We start from the raw sequence: 11,385 nt of genomic DNA, 5'->3' as shown, positions 1-11,385 counted from the left end.
AATGCCGGGATGGACCGAGAGACGATCACCGCGGGCGACATCCGCCTGCGCCCGTTCACCGAAGCCGACATTCCCTGGGTGTACGAGGTGTCGCTCGATCCGCGGGTGCAGAAGTACGTGCAGATCCCGTCCCCGTACCAGCTCGGCCACGCCGAGTACTTCGTCCGCGAGATGTGCGTGGCGGGCTGGGACGCCGGCCGCCGTGCCGAGTTCGTCGTCGAGACCGCCGAGCCGCGGCCTTCCCCGCCCCCGGCGCTGCCCACCTCCCGTCCGCTTTCCGCCTCGGCGGACGGGCGGGTGCGGCTCGGGCGGATGGGGCTGGGGCTGGACCGGTCGGGGGCGGCGCAGATCGGGTACTGGATGGATCCGGCGGCTCGCGGGCGGGGCGTGGCCACGGCGGCGGCGGTGGCGTTGTGCGGGTGGGCGTTCGAGCGGCTCGGGCTGGGGCTGATCGAGTGGCGTGCCGAGGTGGGCAATGTGGCGTCGCGGCGGGTGGCGGAGAAGGCCGGGTTCCGTGTCGAGGCGACCCTGCGGGGGCGGCTCGTGCATCGCGGCGAACGGGTGGACGCGTGGGTCGGGTCGATGCTGCCCGGAGAGCTCGCCGGCGGAGACCCGGACGCGCGCTCTCACGGGTGAGGCGTTACTACTACGGCGGCGATTTGTCGCCGACACGCCCGGGGTCGCCCGTTCGGTCGGTACTCGCTCCCGACGACGCGGGTCGATGACCGGACGGGTTTCGGCGCTCGGCCGGGCGGACATTCGCCCCTGATCGTGCGGCAGAGGCCATGGCGACATGCCCATATGTCTGCTTTCGCGTTCCCTGACCGGCCGGTCTGCGCTAAGGAGTGAGGCTCGCGGAAATGTCAGCCCCTCGTGCAACGATATTGAGCGTGAACACCGCGTCTCCCGCCCCGTTGCTGCTCGTCCAAGGCGACGAGGAGCTGCTCGCCGCCCGAGCGGTCGCCGCGGCGGTCGAGGCCGCGCGGGCGGCCGAGCCGGGGGCCGACGTCCGCGAATACGAGGCGGGCGCGCTCACCGCCGGCGAGGTCGCCGAGATGCTGAGCCCCTCGCTGTTCGGCGGCCGGCGCGTCCTGGTGATCCGCAGCGGGCAGGACGCACGCAAGGATCTGATCACCGCGCTGGTGGCCTACGCCAAAAATCCCGACCCCGACGTGTCGCTGATCGTCACCCACCTCGGCGGCGCGAAGGGCAAGGCTCTGGCCGACGGGCTGCGCTCGGCGGGCGCCACGGTCGTGCCGGCCGCCAAGCTCAAGGGCGACCGGGAGCGCATCGCGTTCGTGCGCGAGGAGTTCAAGCGCAACGGCGGCAGGTGCGACGAGGCGGCCGCCTCCGCGCTGCTCGCCTCCGTGGGCAACGACCTGCGTGAGATCGCGGCGGCCTGCTCGCAGTTGCTCGCCGACACCGACGGCCGGATCACCGAGGCGGTCGTCGCCCGCTACTACAAGGGGCGGGCCGAGGTCAGCGGGTTCACGGTGGCCGACGCGGCGATGATCGGCGACGTGCCGGGGGCGCTCGAGGCGCTGCGCTGGGCGCTGCACGTCGGTGTCGACCCGGTGCCTATCGCCGACGCGATCGCCGACGGCGTACGCACGGTGGCCAAGGTCGCCTCCGCGGGGCGCGGCAACCCCTACCAGATGGCCAGCTCGCTGGGCATGCCCGCGTGGAAGATCCAGCGCGCCCAGGAGCGCAGCCGCGGCTGGACGCCCGAGGGCCTGGTCGACGCCATGCGCGCGGCCGCCGAGTGCAACGCCGCGGTCAAGGGCGGCGCCGAGGATCGCGGCTACGCCCTCGAGCAGGCCGTCTTCGCCGTGGCCGCCGCGCGTCGCTCGGGCGGTGCGCGATGAACCGCGCCGACCTGCCCGTGGAGGCGGGGCACCGGCCGCTCTATGCCCGCCTGCTGCGGCTCAGGACGCTGACGCCCAGTGGGTTCCTGTGCTTCGTGTTCCTCGAGGGCGCGATCGCGCTGGGCGTCCTGCTGGCGCTGGCCGAGCTGGTGAGCTGGTGGGGCGTGCTGGTACTCCCCGTCACGGTCGCCATCATGGTGAAGCTCAACGACGTGATCGCCGGCTCGCTGACGCCGCCGGCCGCGGGCAGTGCCCCGCCCCAACGTGCGGCGCCGCTGCGTCCCGCGGGCGTGGCGGTCGGCAGCGGGCTCGCGGCCGGTGACAGCCGTCGTGGGCTCGCGACCGGAGACAGCCGGCCTTCGGGCCGCGTGGGCGAGGACGCGACCGTACGCCTGCCCGGCGTCGTCGATCGGGGCCAAGGCGCGCCGATCAACCGGCCGTGGGCCGAGCGAGCCGAGACCCAGCAGCAGTGGCTCCGGCAGAGCGCGACGCGCCGCTACGAGTAGGAGCCGCGGCGGGCTCACCGAGACGTCGCCGCGCAGGCGGATTCGTGCCGGGCGTGTCCGCGGTCACGCCCGGAAGGGACGCGGGCGCAGCTGATTGCCGGTCCGCCACCCCTGATGGTCCTCGCCCCCACGTCGGCAGGGACGCGGGCGCAGCTGATCCGCGGGCCCGCTATCCCTGATGGTCATCGCCCCACGTAGTCGGGCGCTCACCGATCTCGGCCGTGACGACCGCGCGTCGAGGCCGCCCATCGAGCAGACCAGCGCGACGATCGAGTGGCCGCTCACGCGGCGTCGGGACCCGCGCATCCGGGACGGCTCTCCACGCGGCGCGTTGATGATAGGCCCGTCCGACGCGAGAGCGGCACGGGGAACGTACCCGTTGCCTGTCTGCGCTCGGTGGCCATCGACGTCCGACCGGAAACGACTCGGGCACCGCTACGGACTGGGGTCCGGCGGTGCCCGGGTGTGGTCGGAGACCGGCGCGTGCCGCGACTGTGCGGCCGTGCCTGTGGAGCGTCGAAGATCAGGCGGACAGCGACGCGATGCGCTTGGCGATGGCCGACTTGCGGTTCGCCGCCTGGTTCTTGTGGATGACGCCCTTGCTGACGGCCTTGTCCAGCTGACGGGAGGCGTCACGCAGCAGCGTCGTCGCGGTCTGCGTGTCGCCGGCCTCGCTCGCCTCGTGCAGCTTGCGGATCACGGTCTTCAGCGACGACTTGACCGACTTGTTGCGCAGCCGGGCCTTCTCGTTCTGCCGGTTGCGCTTGATCTGGGACTTGATGTTCGCCACGCGACAGCCTTGTCCTGACTAGTGGTTCGGAAATGGTCTCGGCGGGGTGTCACACCCGACGGCCGTACAGCCGACAGTGGCGCGTCACCACACGCGATGAACCAGACTACCAGCACCGCCGCGAGCCGCCAAAACGCGTCCGGATCACCAGCCGCGGCGGTCGGCCAGCCACGCCAGGGCCTGCTCGCCGCTGAACCGCTGATGCTGGCGGCTGTGCGGCGAGGCGCTGCTCGGCCCGCCGTCCGCGCGCACCAGCCAGTACCCGGCCAGCGCGGCCAGGGCGCCGTCGACACCCTCGTCGGGAGCGTTCCAGCCCGAGAGGTACGCGTCCGCGTCGAGCCCGCTGGCGAACGCGGTGACCAGCAGCGTGACCGTGTCGAACCACGGCGCGCCCAGGCACGGCCAGGTCCAGTCGCAGAGGTGGGCCGCGCCGCGACGGTCGATCATCACGTTGTCGATGCGCAGGTCGCCGTGCATGAGCGCGTCGCCCGCGACCAGGCGGGGCAGCTCCTGCTCGAGGCGGGCCAGGTGCGCGAGCCGGGCGGGCGCCACCGTGCCGTGCGCGGTGCGGGGCATCGGCTCGCGTCCGGCGGCGATCAGCGACCACCAGGACATCTCGCCGACCAGGATGTCGGCCAGCGGCGGCACCCCGACGTCGAGCAGCTCGCGGCGCGGGACCGCCAGGGCCTCCGCGGCGGCCGACCAGGCGGACAGGGCCGCGTCCAGTTCCGGCGGCGACCACGGCAGCCCCGGCACGTGGCCGTCGACGGGTTCGAGGCACACGACGAACCAGCCGGAGTCGACCATGGTCCACAGCGGCCGGGGAGCGGCCACGACCGGCGGCAGCAGCGCTGTGATGGACGCCTCACGGGCGTACCAGTCCGCAGTGGGGTCTTGCAGGGGTGCGGCCTTGACGAAGCCGCTCGCGCCGGTGGAGGCGGTGACGACTGCGGCGAAAGCCCTGGTGAAGCCGCCGCCCGCGGGGTGCGCGGTGACGACCGGGGTGCCGAGACGCGAGGCGATCGCTTCGCGCAGGCTCTCCGGCAGGTCGGTCCATCCGGGGCGTACGGCGGTGGCGCCGTACGGCACCTCGGGGAGCGCAACATTCCGCACGGGTCCCATCCTGCCCGGCCGCGTTTTGTCGTACCCCACTGGCAGGATCCTCGGCATGAGAACCGACGACTTCTGGGCGGTCATCAGCCGCGCGACCGCCGATCGGCCCGCCTCGCCCGCCGACGTGGCGAAACGCGCCGCGGCCGACCTGGCCACCCGCGATCCGGAGGAGATCGTGGCCTGGGGTCGGCATCTCGACAAGGTGATGGTCGCCTCCGGCACGCAGGACCTGTGGGCCGCGGCCTATCTGATCAACGGTGGTTGCTCCGAGGACGGCTTCGACAGCTTCCGCGGCTGGCTCATCGCGCACGGGCGTGACGCGGTGGCCCGGTCGGTGAAATCGCCCGACTCGCTGGCCGACGTGGCGGTGGTGCGCCAGGCCGCCGAGACCGGCGCCGTGTTCGAGGCCGAGGAGGTGCTGTCCATCGCGGCCGAGGCCTATGCGCAGGCCACCGGCGAGGATCTTCCGGCGGAGGAGCGGCCGGTGACCCGGCCCGAGGCCGCCGACCTGTGGGACTTCGACGACGAGGAGGAGATGCAGCGGCGCCTGCCGAAACTGTCCGCGCTGTTCCTGGCGCCGCCCGACTGACGTCCGCCCGGCCGGTGGGAAACCCGGTCGAGCCGCGGCGTGGGTTACGCGAGACTGCGGGCCATGCAGAGCGCGCAGGGGGCGGTGGCCTCGGTCAGCTGTAACGGCGTCTACTCGTTCACCAAGCCGGTACGGGACGAGATCGTGCTGGTGACCGGGCTGGGGGTCGAGGGGGACTCGCACGCGGGGATCCACGTGCGGCACCGCAGCCGGGTGCGGGCCGATCCCCGTCAGCCGAACCTGCGGCAGGTGCACCTGATCCACGAGGAGCTGTTCGCCGAGGTGGCCGGGAAGGGGTACGAGGTCCGGCCGGGCAACCTCGGCGAGAACGTGACGACCCGCGGCATCGACCTGCTGGGGCTCCCGGTCGGGACGATCCTGCGCTTCGGCCCGGCGGGCGACGGCGGCGACCGTGCTCCCGGCGACCGTGCCGACGGCGACTGGGCTCGCGATGACCGTGCCGATGGCGGCTGGGCCGGCGCCGACCGGGTCGGCGGCGATCCGGCTGGCGGCGATCCGGCTGGCGGCGATCCGGCTGGCGGTGACCCGGCTGGCGGTGACCCGGCGGGCGGTGACGCGGGAGCGCTGGGTGGCAGCCGGGCCGGCGGTGAGCGGGCTGGCGGCGATCGAGCGGGCGGGGAGCGGGCCGGCGGTCGCTGGGCTGGCGGGTGGGCCGACGGTGAGCGGGCCGGCGGGTGGGCCGGCGGTGAGCGGGCGGGCCGTGGCGGCGGTGGGGCGTCGGGCGGTGACGTGGGGGCGCTGAGCGGGGCGCTGGACGGGGTGCTGGCGGCGGCGGAGGGGGCGACGTTGAGCGAGGCGACGGCTCGGGCTGCGGAGGCGGTGCGGGCGGCGCTGGCCCGCGAGGTGGCTGCGGAAGATGCGGCGGCGGGAGAGGGACGCGGCGGGGATCGGCGGCCGGCGCTCGTGGTGGCGGGGCTGCGGAACCCGTGCCGGCAGATCGACGGGTTCCGGCCGGGGCTGCTCAAGGAAGTGGTCGGCCGTGGCGAGGACGGGCGGCTCGTGCGCAAGGGCGGCATCATGACGGTGGTGCTGCGCGGCGGTGTGGTGCGGCCCGGTGACGCGATCACGGTCGAGCTGCCGCCGCTGCCGCACGCGGACCTCGAGCCGGTGTGAGCGGGGAGGAGCCCGTCCGGGACGGCGCCTTGTGCGGGTGTGAGTGGGGCACCCGCGCGGGCGTGGGACGATAGAACGCGCCGGCGGCTCGCCGGCGTACCCGAAGCCTGACAAGAACGGACGACCGTGCCTGGACCGCTCGACCCCGGCGTGAACGTGATCGGTGCCACCGACCCCGGTCGCATCCGCAACTTCTGCATCATCGCCCACATCGACCACGGCAAGTCGACGCTGGCCGACCGGATGCTGCAGATCACCGGAGTGGTCGACCCGCGCCAGATGCGCGCGCAGTACCTCGACCGCATGGACATCGAGCGCGAGCGCGGCATCACGATCAAGTCGCAGGCCGTGCGCATGCCCTGGGTCGTCCGCGAGGGCGACCAGCAGGGGCAGTCCGCGGTCCTCAACATGATCGACACCCCGGGACACGTCGACTTCACGTACGAGGTCTCCCGCAGCCTCGCCGCGTGCGAGGGCGCGATCCTGCTGGTCGACGCCGCCCAGGGGATCGAGGCGCAGACCCTCGCCAACCTGTACCTGGCGATGGAGAACGACCTGCACATCATCCCGGTGCTCAACAAGATCGACCTGCCGGCCGCGCAGCCCGAGAAGTACGCCGAGGAGCTCGCGAAGCTGATCGGCGTCGAGCCCACCGACGTGCTGCGCGTCTCGGGCAAGACCGGCGTGGGCGTCGACCACCTGCTCGACGAGATCGTCCGGCAGTTCTCGCCCCCGGTGGGCGACCCCGACGGTCCCGCTCGAGCGATGATCTTCGACTCCGTCTACGACGTGTACCGCGGCGTCGTGACGTACGTCCGGGTCATCGACGGCCGCATCGAGGCGCGCGACCGCATCAAGATGATGTCGACCGGCGCCGTCCACGAGCTGCTCGAGCTGGGCGTGGCCTCGCCCGAGATGGAGAAGGCGGGCGCCCTCGGCGTGGGCGAGGTCGGCTACCTGATCACGGGCGTGAAGGACGTACGCCAGTCCCGGGTCGGCGACACCGTGACCGGGAACAGCCGCCCGGCCAAGGAGGCGCTGGGCGGCTACAAGGACCCGAAGCCCATGGTCTACTCGGGCCTGTACCCGATCGACGGCTCCGACTACCCGGCCCTGCGCGACGCGCTCGACAAGCTCAAGCTCAACGACGCCGCGCTCACGTACGAGCCCGAGACGTCCGCGGCGCTCGGCTTCGGCTTCCGCTGCGGCTTCCTCGGCCTGCTCCACCTCGAGATCATCGGCGAGCGGCTGGAGCGCGAGTTCGGCCTCGACCTGATCTCCACGGCGCCCAACGTGGTCTACCAGGTGATCACCGAGGACGCGAGCGAGCACGTCGTCACCAACCCCAGCGAGTTCCCGAGCGGCAAGATCGCCGAGATCCACGAGCCGGTGGTCCGCGCGACGGTGCTGGTGCCCAACGACTACGTCGGCGCGGTGATGGAGCTGTGCCAGAGCCGGCGCGGCAGCCTGCTCGGCATGGAGTACCTCTCGTCCGAGCGGGTCGAGCTGCGCTACACGCTGCCGCTCGCCGAGATCATCTTCGACTTCTTCGACCAGCTCAAGAGCAAGACCAAGGGCTACGCGTCGCTCGACTACGAGCCCTCCGGCGAGCAGGTGGCCGACCTCGTCAAGGTGGACATCCTGCTGCACGGCGAGCCGGTCGACGCGTTCAGCGCGATCGTCCACAAGGACAAGGCGTACGCGTACGGCGTCAACATCGCGGCCAAGCTGCAGAAGCTCATCCCGCGGCAGCAGTTCGAGGTGCCCATCCAGGCGGCCATCGGCAGCCGGATCATCGCCCGGGAGACCATCCGCGCGATCCGCAAGGACGTGCTCGCCAAGTGCTACGGCGGTGACATCAGCCGCAAGCGCAAGCTGCTCGAGAAGCAGAAGGAAGGCAAGAAGCGGATGAAGATGGTCGGACGCGTCGAGGTGCCGCAGGAGGCGTTCATCGCGGCCCTTTCGACGTCCGACGCTCCGGACCCCAAGGGAGCAAACAAAAAATAATCCGGTTTGGTTTTTCGGAGGCTTGGGAACTCTGGGGCTCGACGGACGCAACAACAGCTTCGCCCCGAGAGGAACCCCCCCATGACTGTCACCGGCATCATCACCGCGCTCATCGTCGGTCTCATCATTGGCGCCCTGGGCCGCCTGGTCGTACCGGGCAAGCAGAACATCCCGATCTGGCTGACCCTGGTCATCGGCGTCGTCGCGGCGCTGCTGGGCACCGTTCTGGCCCGCGCGACCGGCGTTGCCGACACCAAGGGCTTCGACTGGATCGAGCTCCTGTTCCAGGTTGTCCTGGCCGCGATCGGTGTGGCTCTGGTTGCCGGCGTCGGCGGTCGCCGTCGCATCACCCGGTAACACCTAGCGATCCACGATCGCCGAATCGAAGCGCCGGACCATTGTGGTCCGGCGCTTCGCCGTATTCCGGGAATGCCGCAGCGGGGCCGGTGGGGTGAATGTCTCTCACTTCACACTGGAAAGAAAAGTAAAAGGCAGATGTCGTACGGGTGGGTGCGCGGCTGTGGGCGGGGACCTCGGACGCGTACGAGGCGCTCCACGGGCGCGAGCGCGGGAGTGGACCGGAGTCCGCGCTCGGCAGACGGCGGCTCCCGGTACGTGTGGCAGCGGCGCTCGGCGGTCAGTAGCGGAACTTGTGCTGGGCGCTTCGACGGTTGACCCAGGCGGGCAGGTCGTCGATCTGGTCGCGGTGGGGAACGCGGTCCACCGGGTCCTGGGCGTCGGTCACGTTGCGCATGGTGATGACGAAGCCCCGCACCAGGCGGTCCTCGCGCAGGTCGCGGTAGGTGGCTTCGACCAGGGCCTGGCTGTGGTCGGGGCGGCGTAGCGCGCAGAACATGGTGCCGTCGCCGCCGGTGGCGAACGCGCGGCGGACCTGGCTGCGGTCGTCGGGGTGGACCAGGTCCTCGAGAGTGGCCAGCGGGGAGAGGTTGTCGTCGCCGAGGAGTTCCTGCAGGGCGGGGCTGGCGTAGCGGATGCGCTGGTCGTCGTCGAGCACGAGCATCAGGTCGGCGGTGTTGCTGATGACCGCGCGCAGGTAGAGGTCGCTGTCGCGGCGGCCCACGGCCTCGACGAGGCTGATCCGGTCGAGGGCGAGTGCGGCCTGGCCGGCGAGCACCTCGAGCGCGTCGTGGGCGGCGGTGAGCGCGTCGCGGTGCCCGGTCACGATCAGCGCGCCGCCGCTGGGGCGGGCCACGGCCAGCGGTTCGAGCCACAGGGGGCAGACCAGCGTCGCGTGCTCGGCGGGTGGCTCCGCGGTCGCGCCGAACCGCCGGGTGTCGCCGCGGGTGCCAGCGAAACGGCGGCGGAAGAACCCGGGGCGTACGCCGCGAGCGCCGGTGCGGGCTGCGGCGCGACGACGCCGGAGCGGGCCGGGGGCCTCGTGAGTTACGGCGGAGTTGCGGATCACGGCAGCGTCTCGGCGGTCTGCGTGGTTACCCGGCGTGGCGCCGGCCGGCGGTTTTACGGAGCCGTCGGGAGTGGCCTGGTTACCGACCGTGGCGACGTCGTGGGAGGGCGCGGCGGGCACGGTGCGGGAGCCGGGCGCGGTCGCCGTTTCGGGAGCAGCTGTGTCGGGGGCCATGTAGTCGGCCCGGCGAGCCGTGATGCGGATGCCGCGCGGGAGTGCTCCGGCGGAGGACGCGGCCCGGTCGGAGGTGGTCGGGCGGCCGGTGGCTGAAGCGGCGCGGTGGTCGGAGCGGGGGGAGTCCAGCGCGTCGCGCGAGGAGCGGGGAACGTCGAGCGCGTCGCGCGAGGAGCGGGGAACGTCGAGCGCGTCACGCGAGGAGCGGGCAACGTCGAGTGCGTCGCGCGAGGAACGGGGAACGTCGAGCGCGTCACGCGAGGAGCGGGGAGCGTCGAGTGCGCCGCGCTGGGCGGACGAAGGAAGGTCGAGCCCGTCGCCCCGGGAGGAGGGGGGAAGGTCGAGCCCGTCGCCCTGGGAGGAGTGAGGGAGGCCCGGCACGTTGGGCTGGTGCGGGTCGGCGGTGTCCGGCGCAGCGGTCGAGCGAGGGCCGGTGTTCGACGCGGCGCTGTCTGAGCGGGTGCGCGAGTCGCCGGGCTGGAACGAAGCGGGCGGATCGGAGGCCTTGTGGGAGCCGGTTGGCGGAGTGGACGCCTGGTGGGGGCCGGTGGCGGGGGTGGAGTTCCGGTGAGGGGCGGTTGCCGGAGCGGAGCTCTGGTGGGGGCCTGCCAGTGGAGTGATGGCCTGGTCGGGGTCGGTGGTGAGCGTGGAGGGGTGGCGGGAGCGGAGGAAGGACGGCGTGGTGGGGCGGGGGGAAAGGAAGGGGAAAGGGGACCTGCGGTGGGCGGCGGCCTGGGGGCGGGAAGTGGGGGCTGCCGGCTGGGTGAGGGTGGCGGGGGCGTCGACCCACCAGCTGCGGGGGCGGCGGCCGGGGCGGGCGGGTGGCAGCTGTTCGGCGGCGAGCCTGCGGTCGTCGTGGGCCAGGACGACGCGGTGCAGGGCGTTGCGGGGGATCAGGGCGGCCACGGCGGCCCTGACGGCCTCGTCGACGGCGGGCACGTCGGCGGCGGAGACCAGGTCGGCGCTGGCGCCGCGGAGGGCCCGCTCGCGGTTGAGGGCCTCGCTGTTGAGGGTGACCGAGTCGGCCAGGCGGGTGATCGTCAAGGTCAGCGTGATGGCGGCGGCGAAGGCGATGGGGACGCCGTCGCGGACGGTGCCGTTCAGGGCCTCGACCAGCAGCACCGCGGGCGGGGTGGCGACCGAGGCGCACAGCAGGGCGACCCAGTGGCCGCGCCAGCGGGAGGTGCGTGCGGGCATCGGCTCGGTGAGCCGGACCATCGAGGGGTGCAGGGCGGCGAGGCCCCACATCACGTAGAGCACCCGGAAGCCGGTCTCGCCCAGGGCGGTGGGGACGTACGCGTACACCACGTCACCGGCCAGCAACCCGAGCGAGCCGATCAGCAGCAGCGCGGCGGAGACGTTGCGGGGGGCCGCCAGGACCAGGCGCAACGCCACCGCGATCAGCAGCAGCGAGCCCATCACGTCGGCCGGCGGGACCCGGCCCAGCAGGCCGTTGTCGCCGATGACGAAGACCCAGACGATGAGCAGGACCGCGCAGGCGAACGCGAGCAGGTCGATCAGCCGAGCCCGGTCGACCACCACCGAGCCGCCCTGCGTGAACAGCCACAGCGCGGCGGCGACCAGCGGGAACATCGTCAGGTAGGAGGCCGTCGCGGCCGTGGCCGCCTCGAACGCGTAGAACACGTCCCCGATCGCCAGGGCGGCGACGGCGCCCGCCAGCATCAGCCACGGCCGGACCCGGGCGGGACGGTGCCGCCGCACGCCCGCCAGAATCGCCGTGCAGCTGCCGGCACCGAGCAGTATCCATTCGATCGCCCTTG

At 72.8% G+C, this 11,385-nt stretch carries 10 protein-coding genes; 7 read left to right on the top strand and 3 right to left on the bottom strand.

Annotation, left to right across the window (positions count from 1 at the left end):
- Positions 1–9 precede the first annotated feature (9 nt).
- The 3 genes from ACSNN8_RS38645 to ACSNN8_RS38635 all read left to right on the top strand — a co-directional run bounded on the left by ACSNN8_RS38645 (position 10) and on the right by ACSNN8_RS38635 (position 2,371).
- Entirely contained in the window at positions 10–636 is a 627-nt protein-coding gene (locus ACSNN8_RS38645; protein ID WP_436655347.1) for a GNAT family N-acetyltransferase, read from the top strand.
- 224 nt (positions 637–860) lie between these two features.
- Positions 861–1,865 (top strand): DNA polymerase III subunit delta, encoded by a 1,005-nt coding sequence (gene holA, locus ACSNN8_RS38640; protein WP_436655345.1) that lies wholly within the window; start codon positions 861–863, stop codon positions 1,863–1,865.
- Positions 1,862–2,371 (top strand): hypothetical protein, encoded by a 510-nt coding sequence (locus tag ACSNN8_RS38635; RefSeq protein WP_436655343.1) that lies wholly within the window; start codon positions 1,862–1,864, stop codon positions 2,369–2,371. Before holA ends, ACSNN8_RS38635 begins: the two co-directional genes overlap by 4 nt.
- Positions 2,372–2,894: 523 nt before the next feature.
- On the opposite strand, the gene rpsT is transcribed toward ACSNN8_RS38635, so the two are convergent.
- Positions 2,895–3,161, bottom strand: coding sequence for a 30S ribosomal protein S20 (rpsT, locus tag ACSNN8_RS38630; RefSeq protein ID WP_436655341.1), 267 nt, complete (start codon positions 3,159–3,161; stop codon positions 2,895–2,897).
- A gap of 144 nt (positions 3,162–3,305) precedes the next feature.
- On the bottom strand, positions 3,306–4,283 hold the full coding sequence (locus ACSNN8_RS38625; RefSeq protein WP_436655597.1) for a phosphotransferase family protein: 978 nt from the start codon (positions 4,281–4,283) through the stop codon (positions 3,306–3,308).
- Positions 4,284–4,329: 46 nt separating this feature from the next.
- Here ACSNN8_RS38625 and ACSNN8_RS38620 point away from each other — a divergent pair, with 46 nt between their 5' ends.
- The 4 genes from ACSNN8_RS38620 (at position 4,330) to ACSNN8_RS38605 (ending at position 8,361) form a co-directional block, all read left to right on the top strand.
- Positions 4,330–4,863: a DUF4240 domain-containing protein gene (locus ACSNN8_RS38620; RefSeq protein ID WP_436655339.1), complete on the top strand. Its 534-nt coding sequence runs from the start codon at positions 4,330–4,332 to the stop codon at positions 4,861–4,863.
- A 63-nt stretch (positions 4,864–4,926) separates the two neighbouring features.
- On the top strand, positions 4,927–5,997 hold the full coding sequence (locus ACSNN8_RS38615) for an MOSC domain-containing protein (RefSeq protein WP_436655337.1): 1,071 nt from the start codon (positions 4,927–4,929) through the stop codon (positions 5,995–5,997).
- A 126-nt stretch (positions 5,998–6,123) separates the two neighbouring features.
- On the top strand, positions 6,124–8,004 hold the full coding sequence (gene lepA, locus ACSNN8_RS38610; protein ID WP_436655335.1) for a translation elongation factor 4: 1,881 nt from the start codon (positions 6,124–6,126) through the stop codon (positions 8,002–8,004).
- Between the two features lie 81 nt (positions 8,005–8,085).
- Positions 8,086–8,361 (top strand): GlsB/YeaQ/YmgE family stress response membrane protein, encoded by a 276-nt coding sequence (locus tag ACSNN8_RS38605; RefSeq protein ID WP_436655333.1) that lies wholly within the window; start codon positions 8,086–8,088, stop codon positions 8,359–8,361.
- Positions 8,362–8,641: 280 nt separating this feature from the next.
- Here the strand turns inward: ACSNN8_RS38605 and ACSNN8_RS38600 are convergent, their stop codons facing one another.
- Entirely contained in the window at positions 8,642–11,326 is a 2,685-nt protein-coding gene (locus ACSNN8_RS38600) for a PAS domain-containing protein (RefSeq protein ID WP_436655331.1), read from the bottom strand.
- Between the last annotated feature and the right edge of the window lie 59 nt (positions 11,327–11,385).

Source organism: Actinoplanes sp. URMC 104 (assembly GCF_051386375.1).
Classification (GTDB): Bacteria; Actinomycetota; Actinomycetes; order Mycobacteriales; family Micromonosporaceae; genus Actinoplanes.
This window is presented reverse-complemented; position numbering and strand designations above follow the sequence as displayed.